Below are 15,566 nucleotides of genomic sequence, written 5' to 3'. Positions count from 1 at the left end.
TCGCCTTGGGTGACACTACTTCGGTCCGAACACTATGCGGCGGCCGGAGCCGGCGGGGGCGTTCCTCCCGCGCGGGTGGCGAGCCGCCGGTTTCCGTCAGCCAGCGTGGGCAACGAGGGAGCGTGGAAGATGGATTTCGACGTCACGGTTGAGATCCCCAAGGGTCACCGCAACAAATACGAGGTGGACCACGCGACCGGCCGGATCCGGCTGGACCGCACCCTCTTCACCTCCACGCAGTACCCCGCCGACTACGGCTTCATCGAGGGCACCCTGGGCGAGGACGGCGACCCGCTGGACGCGCTGGTGCTGGTGCCCGAACCGACCTTCCCGGGTTGCCTGATCCGCTGCCGCACCATCGGCATGTTCCGGATGACCGACGAGAAGGGCGGCGACGACAAGGTCCTCTGCGTGCCCTACGAGGATCCGCGCCAGGAGCACCTGCGCGACATCCACCACCTCGGCGAGTTCGACCGGCTGGAGATCCAGCACTTCTTCGAGGTCTACAAGGATCTGGAGCCGGGCAAGTCGGTCGAGGGCGCCACCTGGGTGGGTCGGGTCGAGGCGGAGGCCGAGATCGTCGCCTCCTACCAGCGGGCCAAGGAGGCCGAGGAGCGCGGCGAGACGCTGCACTGACGGCGAGACTTCTCCGGGCCCGGGTCGCACCCGCGACCCGGGCCCCGTCGTGTTCAGGCCAGCAGGCCACGGGCCCGGTCGTAGAGGTCGAGCACCGCGCAGGCCACCGGGACCACCGCGACCACCAACGCGGTGTCGGTCAGGTCGGCCAGCCGACCCAGGTACGGCGAGACCGGCCGGCGGGCGTACGTGGCGCCGGCGGTGACCGCCACCAGGGCCAGGGCCAGCCCGCCGACGGTCAGCGCGAGCCGGCCGCCCGGGCCGGCCCGGTCCGCGAGGACGGCGCCGAGAAGCGCGAAACCGGCCAGCCCGGCGGTGACCGCCGGCACCCGGTGCCGGATCGCCACGAACAGCCGGGAGCGCAGCAGCAGCACCGCGCAGCCGACCGCGACCAGCAGCCGACCGGCCGTCCCGCCGGTGGCGACCAGCACCGCGGCGGCGCCCACCGCCAGCACCGCGTGCCCGAGCAGCATCCCGGTCAGCACCTCCTCGGCCCGGGCCACGGCCGCGTGCACCCGCCCCCGGTCGGGCAGGTCACGGGTCCCGGCCGGGGTGGGCAGGGTGAGCGGTGGCAGGGGTAGCTTGCCGACCCGGATGGCCAGCAGCGGCAGCCCGCCGAGCGCGAAGACCAGCACGGCGAGCAGCACCGCCGCCGCGCCGGCCGGGTCGAGCGGCAACGCCCCGAGGGCGGCCGCCGCGCCGGCCACGCCGACCGTCACGCCGGCCACCGGGACGCGGGACCGGTGCGCCACGCCGAGCAGGGCGAGCACCGCCACCAGCAGCAGCCCCACCGAGCCGACCAGCAGTTCGGGCGCGCCGACCCAGCGCAGGCCGGGGATCGGGCCGACCGGGTCGCCGGAGCCGACCGCGAGCGCGCCGGCCGCCGCCGCCCAGGGCAGCGCGTATCCGCCGAGGGTGACGCCGGTCGGGCCGTCCGAGTAGGCGCGCGAGGCGGCGGTGGCGGCGAGCACCAGGATCAGCGCGACCGCGGTGGCGACCGGCCAGCCGGGCTCCCCCGGGCCGGCCGACAGCACGGCGACCAGCCCGACCGCCAGCGGCACGCCGGCGCCGGCCAGCGCGGCGACCCGGGTCGCGCCGGCCGACCAGGCGGCACCCCGGCGGCGGGCCCCGTCGACGATCGCCTCGACCACGTCGTCGTACTCCAGCTCGGGCCACTCGGCGCGGGCCGGCACGAGGTGCAGCACCTCGCCGTCGCGGACGCCCTGCGACAGCAGCGCCTGGGCGGTGGCCAGCACCGCGCCGTCGGTGCGTCGCAGCACCCACCCGCCGTGTCGTTCGCCGTCGTCGGCGAGCCCCTCCCCGGCGTGCCGGAGCACCTCCGGCAGCAGCTCGGCCAGGGGAACCTGCTCCGGCAGGGCCACGTCGACGCGGCGGCGGGGCGCGCTGATCGTGACCCGGGCGAGCCCGCTTGTCATCGACGTATCTCCATCATCGAGCCGGATCGGTGGGCTGACGGACGAGAGGACTTTACCTACTATGAGCCAGGCTCGGGTTACCGAGAGCCATGGGAGGGCTGCGTGTCCACTGTCGTCATCAAGCGGCCGCCGCGCCGACCGGCCCCGGAGATCCCGGTCGGCGAGCTGCCCGTCGAGGCCCCGCCGGAGATCCCCGCGGCGGCCGGCGGGCGCTGGCAGCAGGCGCTGCTGGTGCTGCCGATGCTCGGTGGCACGGTGGCCATGGCGATGATGTTCGGCCGGGGCGGCGGCGCCTACTCGTACGTGGTGGGCGGAATGTTCGGGCTCTCCTCGCTGGCGATGCTGGTGACCACCTGGGGCAGCGCCGGGCCGAAGAAGTCCGAGCTGATCGCCGCCCGCCGGGAGTACCTGCGCCACCTGGCGACCCTGCGCCGGCGGGTCCGGGAGACCGCCGGCGCCCAGCGGGCCGGCCTGTCCTACCGCCACCCGGAGCCGGGGCGGCTCTGGTCCACGGTCGACAGTCACCGGGTGTGGGAGCGCCGCCCGGGCGACCCGGACTTCGCCGTGGTCCGGGTCGGCACCGGGCCGCAGACGCTCGCGACCCCCCTGGTCCCACCGGTGACCCGACCGCTGGAGGAGTTGGAGCCGATGACCGCCGGGGCGCTGCGGCGCTTCCTGGACGCGTACTCGGTGGTGCCGGACCTGCCGGTGGCGCTGTCGCTGCGCAGCTTCGCCCGGGTGTTCGTGCGCGGCCCGGGCGGCACGGTGCGCGGGTCCGGCTCGCCGGCCGCGCAGGCGCTGGCCCGGGCGGTGCTCACCCAGCTCGCCGTCTTCCACGCCCCGGACGAGCTGCTGATCGCGGTCTGCGCCGGCCCGGAACGCCGGGACCGGTGGGAGTGGGTGAAGTGGCTGCCGCACGCCCACCACCCGGCCCGCACCGACGCGCTCGGCCCGGTGCGCCTGGTCACCAGCTCCGCGGCCGACCTGGAACGGCTCCTCGGTGACGTGCTCGGCAGCCGGTCCCGGTTCAGCCCGCACGGCCCGGCCACCGACGGGCCGCACGTGGTGGTGGTGCTCGACGGCGGCGACCTGACCGGGGCGGCCGACCTGGCCGGTGACGGCGGCATCGACGCGGTCACCGTGCTCGACCTGGACACCCCACCGCCCCGGCTGCTCGACCGGTACGCCCTGCTGCTCGACCTGGTCGACGGCCGGCTGCACTCGCACTCGTCGGCGGGGCACGCCGAGGTGGGCGCCGCCGACGCGCTGGCGCCGGCCGACGCGGAGGCGGTCGCCCGGCGGCTCGCGCCGCTGCGGCTGGCCGGCACGGTACGCGGACCGGACGCGCCCGCCGGCGCCGAACCGGGCCTGCCCGAGCTGCTCGGCCTCGGTGACCCGGAGGGCTTCACCGCCGAGCAGGGCTGGGCGCCCCGGGCCGCCCGGGACCGGCTGCGGGTGCCGATCGGGGTGGGCGCCGACGGCGGGGCGATCGACCTCGACCTGAAGGAGTCGGCGCTGGACGGCATGGGCCCGCACGGGCTGCTGATCGGCGCCACCGGCTCGGGCAAGTCGGAGCTGCTCCGCACGCTGGTGCTCGGGCTGGCCGCCACGCACAGCTCGGCACAGCTCAACTTCGTTCTCGTCGACTTCAAGGGCGGCGCCACCTTCGCGCCGTTCGAGCGGCTGCCGCACACCGCCGCCGTGATCACCAACCTGGCCGACGCCCTGCCCCTGGTCGACCGGATGGTCGACGCGATCAACGGCGAGCTGATGCGCCGGCAGGAGTTGCTGCGCCGGGCGGGCACCTTCGCGAGCGTCCGAGACTACGAGCGGGCGCGGGCGGCCGGCAGCCCGCTCGCCCCGCTGCCCTCGCTGCTGCTGATCTGCGACGAGTTCTCCGAACTGCTCTCCGCCAAGCCCGACTTCATCGACCTCTTCGTGCAGATCGGCCGGCTGGGCCGGTCGCTCGGGGTGCACCTGCTGCTGGCCAGCCAGCGACTGGAGGAGGGGCGGCTGCGCGGGCTGGACACCCACCTGTCGTACCGGATCGGGTTACGCACGTTCTCGGCGCTGGAGTCCCGGACGGTGCTCGGCGTGCCGGACGCGCACGAGCTGCCCCGCAGCCCTGGGCACGGCTACCTGCGCTCCGGCACCGACCCGCTGGTCCGCTTCAAGGCCGCGTACGTCTCCGGGGCGGTGCGTCGCCGCACCGGCGCGGCGGGCGCGACCAACGGCGGGTCGCCGCGGGTGCTCGCGTTCTCCACCCACCTGGCGCCGGTGCCCCGACCGGCCACGCCGGCCGCCCGGCCGACCGAGGAGGAGAGCGGCGAGACGCTGCTGGAGACGATCGTCGACCGGCTGGCCGGGCAGGGGCCGCCCGCGCACCAGGTGTGGCTGCCGCCGCTGGACGCCTCCCCCACTCTCGACGAGCTGCTCGGCCCGGTCGGCGTCGACCCGGGGCGCGGGCTCACCGTGGCCAACCCCGAGCTGCACGGCGCGTTGCAGGTGCCGGTGGCCGTGGTGGACAAGCCGTTCGAGCAGCGGCGGGACCTGCTGTGGCTGGCCCTGGACGGCGCGGCCGGGCACGTCGCGGTGGTCGGGACCACCCGCAGCGGTCGGTCCGGGCTGCTGCGCACGCTGATCTGCGCGCTGGCGCTCACCCACACGCCGGCCGAGGTTCAGGTCTACTGCCTCGACTTCGGCGGCGGAACGCTCGGGGCGCTGCGCGACCTGCCGCACGTGGGCGGCGTCAGCGGGCGGACCGACGGCACCGCGGTCCGCCGTACCGTCGGCGAGGTGGCCGGTCTGCTCGCCGAACGGGAGCGGCGGTTCACCGAGTCCGGGGTGGAGTCGATGGCGGCGTGGCGCCGACGGCGGGCCGCGACGCCGGCGGGCGGGCCGGCCGGGGCCGATCCCTTCGGGGACGTGTTCCTGGTCGTCGACGGCTGGAACACGCTGCGCGGCGAGTACGAGGACCTGGAGCCGCTGGTCACCGAGCTGGCCACCCGGGGTCTGGCGTACGGGGTGCACGTGGTGGCGAGCGCGTTGCGCTGGTCGGACTTCCGGCCGGCGATCCGCGACCTGTTCGGCTCCCGGCTGGAGCTGCGCCTCGGCGACCCGTCCGACTCGGTGGTGGTCAAGCGCGCGCTGGCGGCGACCGTCCCGGAGGAGCGGCCGGGACGCGGGATCACCGCGGGCGGGCTGCACTTCCTCACCGCGCAGTCGCGGGTGGCCGCCCTGGGCGGCGAGACCGGCGACCTGGTCAAGGCGGTGGTCGGCGGGTGGACCGGTCCGGTGGCGCCCCGGGTGCGGCTGCTCCCGCCGGTGCTTTCCTATGCCGAGCTGGACCAGACCGCCACCACCGGGTTGGCGTTTCCGGTGGGGGTGGCCGAGGCGGACCTGTCCCCGGTGGTGCTGGACTTCGCCACCGAGCCGAACTTCGTGGTCTTCGGCGACGCCGAGTGCGGCAAGTCCTCGTTCCTGCGCGCGCTGGCCACCTCGATCGTCGGCCGGTTCAGCCCGGAGCAGGCCCGGGTCATCCTGGTCGACTACCGGCGGAGCCTGATGGGCACGATCGAGACGCCGCACCTGATCGGCTACGGCACGGCGGCCCCGCACACCGCCGAGCTGATCGAGTCGGCGGCCGGCTACCTGCAGGGACGGCAGCCCGGCCCCGAGGTGACCCCGGCCGAGTTGCGGGCCCGCTCCTGGTGGACCGGGCCGGAGCTGTTCGTGCTGGTGGACGACTACGACCTGGTGGCCGGCGGCCCGACGAACCCGTTGCGCGCGCTGGAGGAGCACCTCCCGCACGCCCGGGACGTCGGCCTGCACCTGGTGCTGGCCCGGCGCTCCGGCGGGGCCGGCCGGACCGCGTACGAGCCGATCATCCAGCGGTTGCGGGAGTTGTCCACGGCCGGGCTGGTGATGTCGGGCGGCCCGGAGGAGGGGCCGCTCGTCGGTCAGGTCAAGGCCGGTCCGCTGCCCCCGGGCCGGGCGCGTCTGGTCACCCGCCGTGAGGGTGTGCGTCTGGTGCAGTTGGCTCATCTCCCGCCCGGATGACCGGGTGCCCGGAGTTGACCCGGGACGGCCGGGACAACCGGTAATCTCCGAGCAGCATGTGTCGGAAGCGACGGAATGGCTGGGGAATGTGACCAGGGATCGGCAGGGACTTCCCGACGTGCCGCCCCGGCGTACCGCCGGGCGGGCGCTGCTCGCCGCCACGGCGGCGCTGACCCTCTCGGCCGGCCCGCTGGCTGCGCCGGCTTACGCCGCGCCGGCCGCCCCGGTCGCCGCGCTCCGCACCGACCAGGTCCGCGACGAGCAGTGGCAGTTGACCGAGTTGCGGGCGAAGACCGCCTGGCGGACCTCCACCGGGCGCGGCGTGGTGGTCGCGGTGATCGACTCCGGGGTGGACGGCTCCCATCCCGACCTGGCCGGTCAGGTCCTGCCCGGTCTCGACCTGGTCGACCCCGCCGGCGGCCGGGAGGAGCCGGACCCGGTCGGGCACGGCACCACGGTGGCCGGCCTGATCGCCGGGCGGGCCGACGACGACCGGGGCGTGGTGGGCCTCGCGCCGGACGCGAAGATCCTGCCGATCCGGGTGCTGGACGCGGAGAACCGCTACGACGACGCCCTGGTCATCGCGAAGGCGGTGCGCTGGGCGGTCGACAACGGCGCCCGGGTGATCAACCTGTCGCTCGGCGGCAGTGGTGACAGCCCGGCCCTGGCCGCGGCGCTCGACTACGCCTTCGCCCGCGACGTGGTGGTGGTCGCCTGCACCGGCAACCTGGCCACCTCGACCACCACGAAGGTCTGGTACCCGGCCCGTGAGCCGGGCGTGCTGGCGGTCACCGGCCTGGACCGCGACAGCGAGAACCTCTGGTCCGGTTCGATCACCGGCCACGAGACGGTGCTGAGCGCACCGGCCACCGCCCTCTACGGCGCCCGGTCCCGAGGCGGCTACTGGCGGGTGCAGGGGACGAGCTTCGCCGCGCCGCTGGTCGCCGCGACGGCCGCCCTGGTCCGGGCGAGATATCCGAAGATGACCGCCGGTGACGTGGTCAACCGGCTGGTCAGCACCGCGCGGGATCTCGGCCCGACGGGCCGGGACGACCGCTTCGGCTACGGCATGGTCGACCCGGTGGCCGCGCTCACCGCCGACGTGGCCGCGGTGGGGCAGAACCCGCTGGACGACAACGCCTCTCCCGGCGTGGTGGGCTTCGGGCCGGCCCCGGGCGACGGCCCGGACACCCGGGCCGCGGTGGCGGGGCAGGGTGGCGACCCGTTCGGCGGCCCGAAGCAGACGGGGTGGTCGGCCCGCCCGGCCGGCCAGGCCGAGGTTTCCGCGCCGGAGCGGCTCTGGACCGGGCTGGCCCTGTTCGTCGCCCTGCTCACCGGCGCCGCGCTGATGGTGCGCCGGTTCCGGCGGGCCCGTCGCTGACCGGTCTGGCCGGGCCCTGCGGGGTAGTGAACGGCGCATGAACACCACCGGTCCGACGTCCACCCGTGACCGGTCCTGGCGGAACCGCCGCCTGGACCCCGACCGCTCGCTGGGCCTGCGGCTCACCCTGGCCGCCGTCGCCGCGGTCCTGGTGCTGGTGCCGTTCGCCCTGCTCGCGCTGCTGGTCCTGGGTGCCTGGCCGCCGCTGTTCCGGCTGGACGCCTCGGTCACCGACGCGTTCCACGGCTACGCGTTGGCGCATCCGGCCTGGGTACGCGCGGTGACCGTGTGGACGCACGTCTTCGGGCCGGGTCCGCTGCGGGTGGCCGCCGCCGTGGTGGTGGTCTGGCTGCTCCGGCGACGCCGGGCCCCGCGACTGGCCGCCTGGGTGGTCACCACGATGCTTGTCGGCGGGTTTCTCGGCGCGCTGCTCAAGCTGCTGGCCGGCCGGAACCGGCCGGACCTGCTGGAGCCGGTGGCCCGGGCCGCCGGCTATTCCTTTCCGTCCGGGCACGCGTTGAACGCGGCGCTGGCCGCCGGGGTGCTGCTGCTGGTCTTCCTGCCGTTCGCCCGGCACAGCCTGGCCGGGCGGGTCGCACTGTGGACCGCGGCGGTCCTGCTGACCGTGGTGACCGGGCTCAGCCGGATCGCGCTGGGCGTGCACTGGAGCAGCGACGTGGTGGGTGGTTGGGTGCTGGGGGTGGCCGTGGTCGCGTCCACCGCGGCCGGGTTCGCCACCTGGCGGACCAGGGCCGGTCACCGGTCGGCCCGCCCGATGCGGGAGGGCGTCGAGCCGGAGCTGGCCGACCCGGGGCCGGAGGACGCACGCGCGTAGCGGGGCGTCCGCCGGGGTAATGGGCGGCTCATGTCCGATGTCGCGGTTCAGATCGCCCGGCGCGTGCTGCTGCCGGTGTCCCTGCTCTTCGCCGTCATGGTGGGGCTGGGTCTCCTGGTCAGCCGGGTGCTCACGCACACCTGGCCGTTCACCGTGGAGGACGGGGTGAACCGCGAGTTCGCGGGCGACCGGACGCCCGGCTGGAACGACGTGTCGCTGGTCTTCAGCACGCTGGCCAGCACCCAGATGATCGTCGTGGTGACGGTGCTCGCCGCGCTGGTGCTACGGCTGGTGCTGCACCGCTGGCGGGAGCCGATCTTCCTATGCGCGGCGGTGACCGCCCAGGCGCTGATCTTCCTGTTCACCACCATGGTGATCGACCGGCAGCGTCCGGCCGTGGAGCACATGGACGCGTCCCCGCCGACCTCCAGCTTCCCCTCCGGGCACACCTCGGCGGCGACGGCGCTCTACGTCGGCCTGGCGGTGCTGCTGGCGCTGCGGGCACGCAGCACACCGGCCAAGGCCGCCTGGTGGACGCTGCTGGTGCTGGTGCCGGTCGGGGTGGCGCTCACCCGCATGTACCGGGGCATGCACCACCCCAGTGACGTGGTGGCCTCATTCCTCAACGGCGGCATCTGCGTGGCGATCATGGCGCGGGCGGTGCTCGACAAGACGCTCACCTGGGGTCGCGCGAAGCTGCCGCTGAGCCGGTCGGGCGACGACGTGGCGCCGGCCGCCGCCCCGGCCGGCTGACCACTGAGCCGGCCGGCCTCACGCCGGCGGCTCAGGTGCAGTCGCCGGTGGCGACTCCCCGGGTACGCTCCGCGCCGGTCAGCGCCACCGACCGCGCCTCGGCGGCGGTCACCGCGAAGCCGGTGTTCGGGTCGTCCGCGGCGGCCGCGAAGATCACGCCGAGCACCAGGCCGTTCGAGGAGACCAGCGGACCGCCGGAGTTGCCGCTGCGCACCAGCGCCCGGATCGTGTAGATCTCCCGCGTCACGTCACCGGACGAGTAGATGTCCGGCCCGGTGATCCGGTCGACGTCCCGCACCCGGGCCGGCCGGGCGTCGTAGGGGCCGTCGAGGGGGAAGCCGAGCACGATCGCGTCGGCCCCGCTGGCGGCCGCCCCGGCGGCGAAGCGCAGCGACGGCCCGGGCAGCCCCGGCACGTAGAGCACCGCCAGGTCGCGCTCCGGGTCGTAGACCACCACCTCGCCGTCGTAGCGCTCGCCGCGCAGCTCCACCGCCACCGAGCGGGTGCCGGCCACCACGTGCGCGTTGGTCATCACCCGGTCGTCGGCGTAGACGAAGCCGGAGCCCTCGATCCGGCGGGAGCAGCTCGGCGCGGAGCCGAGCACCTTCACCACCGAGCGTTTGCTGTTCTGCACCACCTGGGAGTTGGCCAGCGCCGGGTCGGGCGGGGAGACCTGCCGCGCGTTGGTGCTGCCCAGGCCGTTGAACACGTCGGGGAAGCCGTTGGTGTCGACGGTGTCGCGCAGCGCGGTGGAGAGTTCCTGGGCCCGGTCGGGCAGCACCCGGTCGACCACGGTGAGCAGCGCGCTGTCCTTGACCGAGGCGGCCAGCCACGGCACCGAGGAGGAGCCGAGCGGCACCGCGACCAACCAGGCCACCAGCATCACCGCGACGACCGAGATGAACGCGCCGCCGACGTCGTCGACCTTCTTCCCGGCCGGCCCGGTGATGGCCGCGCGCAGGTTGGAGCCGAGCCAACCGGCCAGTGCCTGGCCCAGCACGGCGAGCCCGAAGATGGCCACCAGGGAGACCAGCACCCGGGTGCCGCTGGACGCGAACTGCTGGGCGATCAGCGGGCCGACCTGGAGGCCGAGCAAGGCGCCCAGGAAGAACCCGGAGAACGACAGGGCACCGATGACGAAGCCCTGACGGTATCCGCTGATCGCGAACACGAGCATGAGCAGGAGCAGGACGAGATCCACGGCGGACACGCCCCAAGGGTACGGGCACCGGGCTCCCGGTCGACTCAGCGCTCGCTGAACGTGACCTGAGGATCCGGGCGAGTGATCATCGCACCGGACTCTCGTCGGCGGCGTCCGTGCCGGCCGACGGTGCCGGGGCGGCGACGGGCGGCAGCTCCACCACCCGCGAGCGCGGCCAGGGCCGGGCCCAGCCGGCCATCTCCAGCAGCGTGTCGATCACGCCGGCGGTGAAGCCCCAGACCAGCATGCCGCGGGCCGAGAAGGCCGGCCCGATCCAACCGCTGGAGTGGCGGACCCGCATCCGGTTGTCCGGGTCGACCAGTTCGGCGACCGGCAGCCGGGCGACGTGCGCGACCTCGGCCGGCTCGCGCGGGTGCACCGGGTGCGGGTCGTGCCACCAGGCGAGCACCGGGGTGACCACGAAGTCGCTGACCGGGATCCAGAGTCGGGGCAGCTCGGCCAGCACGGTGACGGAGCCGGGGTCGAGACCGACCTCCTCGTTCGCCTCGCGCAGCGCGGTGGCCCGGGCGTCGGCGTCCTCCGGGTCGGCGGCGCCGCCGGGGAAGGCCGGCTGACCGGCGTGGTTGCGCAGCGTCGCGGCGCGCTGGAGGACCAGCACGTCCGGCCCGGCGCCGGGCTCCTCACCGAGCAGCACCAGCACGGCGCTCTCCCGGCCGCCGGTCTCCGGCGTGGTGAGCCGGGTGAAGTCCTCCGCCCGCGCGGTGCCGAGCCGGCCCAGCAGCGGGTCGAACCATCCCGGGGGCTGTCGGGTCACACCCGCACCCCGAGGTGGGCCTGCACGAGCTTCGCCAGGCGGGCGTCGTCGAGGGCGCCGGTGCCCTCGATGTGCCGGATCCGGCCGTCGGTGCCGACCAGGACGGTCAGCGGGAACGCGCTGCGTTCGAGCGCACGCTCGAACGCGTCGCCCTGGTCGACGAGCATCGGGAAACCGATGCCGAAGTCCTCGCCGATGGACTGCGCGCCGCCGCGGCTGTCCCGGCTGTTCACGCCGATCACCTGGAAGCGGCCGTCCGCCCGTTCGCTGAGTCGCTGGAAGGCGGGCAGCTCCTTGCGGCAGGGCGGGCACCAGGAGGCCCACACGTTGATCACCGCCGGGCCCTTGACGTCGCGCAGCTTGACCGGCGGGCCACCGGTGAAGCAGCTCAGGGTCAGGTCGGGCAGCGGACCGCCGGCGGCGCCGGCCGGGGCGGGCGCGGCCGAGGTGGGCGCCACGGTCAGCGGGGCGCAGTCGGCGAACGGCGAGGGGCGTTCCGCGCGGGTGGCGGGCGGCGGGCCGGCCGGCTCCTCGGCCGTGGCCGTGCAACCCGCCGCCAGCAGCGCCAGCGGGACGAGCAGGTGGGCGAGCCGGCGGGTCACGGCGCGTCCGCCCCGGCCGCCTGCTGCGGCACCAGGTCGGGGTCGAGGCCGACGGCCGCCGCGAGATCCCGGGCGCGGGGGCCCTTCAGCAGCTTCGCCGACGCGACCGGTTCGGTCGGCCCGGTGCCGTATGCGGGGCAGAGCTTCGCCAGCGTGCAGGCGCCGCAGGCCGGCTTGCGGGCGTGACAGACCCGGCGGCCGTGGAAGATGACCCGGTGCGAGAGCATCGTCCAGTCGCGCTTCGGGAAGAGCGCGCCGATCGCGTGCTCGATCTTGACCGGGTCGGTCTCGGCGGTCAACTGCCAGCGCTGCACCAGTCGCTGGAAGTGGGTGTCGACGGTGATGCCCGGGACGTCGAAGGCGTTGCCGAGGATGACGTTGGCGGTCTTGCGCCCGATGCCCGGCAGGGTGACCAGGTCGGCCAGCCGGCCGGGCACCTCGCCGTCGTAGCGCTCGCAGAGCGCGCGACCCAGGTTGATCAGCGAGCTGGTCTTGTTGCGGTAGAAACCGGTGGGCCGGATCAGCTTCTCCAGCTCGCCGCGGTCCGCCCCGGCGTAGTCGGCGGCGGTGCGGTAGCGCGCGAACAGCTTCGGCGTGACCTCGTTGACCTTCTTGTCGGTGCACTGGGCGGACAGGATCGTGGCGACCGCCAACTCCAACGCGTCGGAGTGGTCGAGTTCACAGTGCGCGTCGGGGTGGGTCTCGGTCAGCACCCGCCCGATGCGGCGGGCCCGACGCGTACGGCCGAGGTCGGTCTCGGGGGAGCGCGTGGTCACGCCGGCCAGCCTACGTCGCGGGGCCGACGCTCCGGCGGGTCGCCGCGGGCGGCGTGCGCTCAGCCACCCTTCGGCGCGCTGATCTTCCCGGACGCGTCGATCTTCGCGCCGGTGTCCGGGAAGTCGGCCCGGGTCACCTCGCGGACCAGCCCGAGGCCGCGATCCTGCCGATCGACCGACGGACGGCCGACGCCGTTCATCGCGGTCGAGGTGAACGTGCCGCCGGCGAAGCGGCCGTCGGCGGTGAGCGACACCTTGAGCACGCCGCCCCAGCCGAGCCGGCCGGAACTGTTCAGCGACTTCCCGCCGCCCGCGAAGTTGCCCAGGCTGTAGGCGATCAGCCGCCCCTGGTAGAACTCCATGCCGCGCAGCACGTGCGGGCCGTGCCCGATCACCAGGTCGGCGCCGGCGTCGATCACGGTGCGGGCGAAACGCATCGGGTCGCCCCGGTTCTCGCCGACGTAGGTCTCGGTGCCCGGCTTGACCCTGGTCTTCTCGGCACCCTCGGCACCCATGTGCACCTGCACCACCACGAGCTTGGCCATCCCCTTGGCCATCTCGATGACCTGCTTGGCGGCGTCGAGGTCGACCAGGCTGTTCGACCAGGGGTACGACGAGAAGCCGACCACCGCCACCGTGACGCCCTTGACGTCGACCACGGTGATCTCACCGGGCGCGCCGGTGTGCTTGAGCCCGTGCGCCTCCAGCGCCGACTGGGTGTTCTCGTAGCCCTGCTGACCGTAGTCGTTGCCGTGGTTGTTGGCCTGGTTGAGCAGTTGGAACCCGGCCGAGCGCAGGTGGGCCGCGTAGCCGGGCGGCGCCCGGAACTGGTAGCAGTTCTTCGGGTTCGGGCCGCACTTCCCGGCCCCGGTGTCCTCGGTGAGCGGCTCCTCCAGGTTTCCCATCACCAGATCGCCCTTGAGCGCGGACTTCACGTCGTCGAAGAAGCCCTTGCCGCCGTTGGGCGGCAGCCGGTTGGGCGCGTTCCCCATGATCACGTCACCGGTCGCGGTGAGGGAGATCGACGCCTCGGTCGTCCCGTCGGGGGCCGCCGGCTGGTCACCCGTCGCGGGTTCGGCCGAGCCGGTCGAACCCCCGCCCTGCCCGGTCTGCCAGAGCGGGTCGTCCGCGCCGCCGGAGTCGGAACAGCCGGCGACGAGCAGGACGACGACGAGCGCGACCAGCGCGGCGAGGCGCGAGCCGGGGGCGGTGGCCGGCCGACCGGGAACGGCACGGCGCGGGCCGGGACCGGCCGGGCGCGGGCCGGCGGCGCGGCGGGAACGGGACAGAGAGCGGGCGGGAGCGTACATCGTCGGCGACGCTACCGTGCCGGGAACGCCACGACGAGGACCGAATGGCCGGAACACCCGGACCAGCGGTCGTCGGGCGGGGCCCGGCGGCCCACCTCCGGACGCTCGGCGTGCCGGCGGGAGCGGTCCGGCCGGCCCGGTCGGACCGGAGCACGACGCCGCCGCGTCGCCGGCCGGTGAGCCGCTGCCTCTCGGCGTGGGCACGTCAGCGGGCCCGCCGGTCGGACCAGGGGACGACGGTGCCGGCGCCCCCGGCCCGGACGGCGGCGTGCACGGCGCGGGCCAGCGGGGCTCCCCAGGCGGAGCGCGGGCCGCCGTACGCGGCCGGCTCGCCGTCGGCCGGGCAGAGCACGGTGACCGCGTCGGTGGCGGTGCCGGTGGCCGGCAGTCCCAGTTCCCAGATCGCCTGCGCCTTCGCCTCGGTGGCCGTGGCGACCGCGTTGACCAGTGCCGCGTCACCGAAGCGGGCCGGCACGTGCACCACGAGGTTGACCGTGCCGACGCGCTGGGCGGGCGGCGCGGGCGCGGGCGCGGCGGCCCACACCGGGGTGCCCAGGCCGACGGTCGCCCAGACCCGCACGCCCTGGTCGGTCCGGCGCACCACCTCGGCCACGTCCACCCCGGTCAGCAGCCCGACCCCGGGCCCGGTCAGGTCGAGACCGTGGGCCAGTTCGGCCAGGTGGGCGGCGGGGTCGTCCCGGTCGTACGACATCGGCACTGTCGCGTTCAGCACCCACCGGCGGACGCCGATCCCCCCGCCCAGCGGGGCGGAGCCGACCGCCAGCAGTGGCGTCTCGGCCCGCCAGCACAGCAACGGGATGTTCCACCCGGTTTCGTATCGGCTGGTCAGGGTCGGCTCGCTCAGCACGCCGATCACCCTACGATCACAGGTGGGAACGGGTCGTGCTGCCCCGGCCCGGAGGGCGGGGATCCAGGGGTGCACCTCCGATTCCTGCTCATGTGCGCCTAGACTGGCGGCGCGCGAGGGATCAGCGGACGGCGGACCCGGGCCGACGGACGGCACGCGCAGGCGGAGGTGCGCGATGGACGAGGTACTGGCCCGCAGCGGGATCTTCCAGGGTGTCGACCCGGAGGCTGCCGAGGCGCTCGCCAAGGAGATGGAGACGATCGACGTCCGCAAGGGCGAGGTCGTCTTCAACGAGGGCGAGCCCGGCGACAGTCTCTACATCCTCCTGTCCGGCAAGATCAAGGTGGGTCGCCGGGCTGCGGACGGCCGGCAGAACCTGATCGCCGTGATGGGCCCGTCGGACATGGTCGGCGAGTTGTCGCTGTTCGACCCCGGCCCGCGGACGGCGACCGCCACCGCGGTCACCGACACCCGGCTGGTCCGGCTGCGCAAGCAGGCCCTGCGGCCATGGCTCAACAACCGCCCCGAGATCGCCGAGCAGTTGCTCCGGGTGCTGGCCCGCAGGCTGCGCCGGACGAACGACTCGCTCGCCGACCTGATCTTCACCGACGTGCCGGGCCGGGTCGCCAAGAACCTGCTCCAGATGGCCGGCCGGTTCGGCACCCGCGACGGCGGCGTGCTGCGGGTGACCCACGACCTCACCCAGGAGGAGATCGCCCAGCTCGTCGGCGCCTCGCGGGAGACCGTCAACAAGGCGCTCGCCGACTTCGCCTCCCGCGGCTGGCTGCGCCTGGACGGCAAGAGCATCATCATCCTCGACCCGGAGCGCCTGGCCCGCCGCGCGCGCGTCTGACGCCCACCCGTTCCCTGTGTGATCTTGCGCTTTCCGCTCCGGCGCACCGCGCGGAGGCGCGGCCTGACGGCCCGAGGTGCA

13 protein-coding genes are annotated in these 15,566 nt (G+C 74.9%); 6 read left to right on the top strand and 7 right to left on the bottom strand.

Annotated features, from left to right (window positions below; translation table 11 throughout):
- The first annotated feature begins 129 nt into the window (after window positions 1–129).
- Window positions 130–636: an inorganic diphosphatase gene (locus O7618_RS27645; RefSeq protein ID WP_278109072.1), complete on the top strand. Its 507-nt coding sequence runs from the start codon at window positions 130–132 to the stop codon at window positions 634–636.
- 53 nt (window positions 637–689) lie between these two features.
- Here the strand turns inward: O7618_RS27645 and eccD are convergent, their stop codons facing one another.
- The gene (gene eccD, locus O7618_RS27640; protein ID WP_278109071.1) at window positions 690–2,072 is read right to left on the bottom strand and encodes a type VII secretion integral membrane protein EccD; all 1,383 of its coding nucleotides are present in this window, start codon (window positions 2,070–2,072) and stop codon (window positions 690–692) included.
- Window positions 2,073–2,174: 102 nt separating this feature from the next.
- On the opposite strand from eccD, the gene eccCa reads away from it, so the two are divergent.
- The 4 genes from eccCa (at window position 2,175) to O7618_RS27620 (ending at window position 9,100) form a co-directional block, all read left to right on the top strand.
- Window positions 2,175–6,131 (top strand): type VII secretion protein EccCa, encoded by a 3,957-nt coding sequence (gene eccCa, locus O7618_RS27635; RefSeq protein ID WP_278109070.1) that lies wholly within the window; start codon window positions 2,175–2,177, stop codon window positions 6,129–6,131.
- Window positions 6,132–6,321: 190 nt separating this feature from the next.
- Complete coding sequence (gene mycP / locus O7618_RS27630; RefSeq protein WP_278110170.1) at window positions 6,322–7,512, top strand: type VII secretion-associated serine protease mycosin; 1,191 nt, start codon at window positions 6,322–6,324, stop codon at window positions 7,510–7,512.
- A gap of 37 nt (window positions 7,513–7,549) precedes the next feature.
- Entirely contained in the window at window positions 7,550–8,347 is a 798-nt protein-coding gene (locus O7618_RS27625; protein WP_278109069.1) for a phosphatase PAP2 family protein, read from the top strand.
- A gap of 30 nt (window positions 8,348–8,377) precedes the next feature.
- Window positions 8,378–9,100, top strand: a complete 723-nt coding sequence (locus O7618_RS27620) for a phosphatase PAP2 family protein (protein ID WP_278109067.1) — start codon at window positions 8,378–8,380, stop codon at window positions 9,098–9,100.
- 31 nt (window positions 9,101–9,131) lie between these two features.
- On the opposite strand, the gene O7618_RS27615 is transcribed toward O7618_RS27620, so the two are convergent.
- The 6 genes from O7618_RS27615 to O7618_RS27590 form a co-directional block, all read right to left on the bottom strand.
- Window positions 9,132–10,310: a MarP family serine protease gene (locus tag O7618_RS27615; RefSeq protein ID WP_278109066.1), complete on the bottom strand. Its 1,179-nt coding sequence runs from the start codon at window positions 10,308–10,310 to the stop codon at window positions 9,132–9,134.
- Between the two features lie 76 nt (window positions 10,311–10,386).
- Window positions 10,387–11,076 carry a CoA pyrophosphatase gene (locus O7618_RS27610; protein ID WP_278109065.1) on the bottom strand — a complete coding sequence of 230 codons (690 nt, stop codon included), beginning with the start codon at window positions 11,074–11,076 and terminating at the stop codon, window positions 10,387–10,389.
- A complete protein-coding gene (locus O7618_RS27605) occupies window positions 11,073–11,678 on the bottom strand; it encodes a TlpA disulfide reductase family protein (RefSeq protein ID WP_278109064.1) in 606 nt (201 codons plus the stop codon). The genes O7618_RS27610 and O7618_RS27605 overlap by 4 nt, the downstream gene beginning before the upstream one ends.
- On the bottom strand, window positions 11,675–12,454 hold the full coding sequence (gene nth / locus O7618_RS27600; RefSeq protein ID WP_278109063.1) for an endonuclease III: 780 nt from the start codon (window positions 12,452–12,454) through the stop codon (window positions 11,675–11,677). The genes O7618_RS27605 and nth overlap by 4 nt, the downstream gene beginning before the upstream one ends.
- A 59-nt stretch (window positions 12,455–12,513) precedes the next feature.
- Window positions 12,514–13,764, bottom strand: a complete 1,251-nt coding sequence (locus tag O7618_RS27595; protein ID WP_278109062.1) for a CapA family protein — start codon at window positions 13,762–13,764, stop codon at window positions 12,514–12,516.
- Between the two features lie 205 nt (window positions 13,765–13,969).
- Window positions 13,970–14,632, bottom strand: a complete 663-nt coding sequence (locus O7618_RS27590) for an adenosylcobinamide amidohydrolase (protein ID WP_278109061.1) — start codon at window positions 14,630–14,632, stop codon at window positions 13,970–13,972.
- Window positions 14,633–14,807: 175 nt separating this feature from the next.
- On the opposite strand from O7618_RS27590, the gene O7618_RS27585 reads away from it, so the two are divergent.
- A complete protein-coding gene (locus tag O7618_RS27585; protein WP_088976469.1) occupies window positions 14,808–15,485 on the top strand; it encodes a Crp/Fnr family transcriptional regulator in 678 nt (225 codons plus the stop codon).
- Window positions 15,486–15,566 lie beyond the last annotated feature (81 nt).

Source organism: Micromonospora sp. WMMD980 (assembly GCF_029626035.1).
GTDB lineage: Bacteria > Actinomycetota > Actinomycetes > Mycobacteriales > Micromonosporaceae > Micromonospora.
This window is presented reverse-complemented; position numbering and strand designations above follow the sequence as displayed.

What these genes read in the sequence shown, in the direction of transcription:
- O7618_RS27625 (WP_278109069.1), top strand. Translation starts at nt 7,550, where the DNA reads ATGAACACCACCGGTCCGACGTCCACCCGTGACCGGTCCTGGCGGAAC.
- eccD (WP_278109071.1), bottom strand. Translation starts at nt 2,072, where the DNA reads ATGACAAGCGGGCTCGCCCGGGTCACGATCAGCGCGCCCCGCCGCCGC.
- O7618_RS27595 (WP_278109062.1), bottom strand. Translation starts at nt 13,764, where the DNA reads ATGTACGCTCCCGCCCGCTCTCTGTCCCGTTCCCGCCGCGCCGCCGGC.
- O7618_RS27645 (WP_278109072.1), top strand. Translation starts at nt 130, where the DNA reads ATGGATTTCGACGTCACGGTTGAGATCCCCAAGGGTCACCGCAACAAA.
- O7618_RS27620 (WP_278109067.1), top strand. Translation starts at nt 8,378, where the DNA reads ATGTCCGATGTCGCGGTTCAGATCGCCCGGCGCGTGCTGCTGCCGGTG.
- O7618_RS27585 (WP_088976469.1), top strand. Translation starts at nt 14,808, where the DNA reads ATGGACGAGGTACTGGCCCGCAGCGGGATCTTCCAGGGTGTCGACCCG.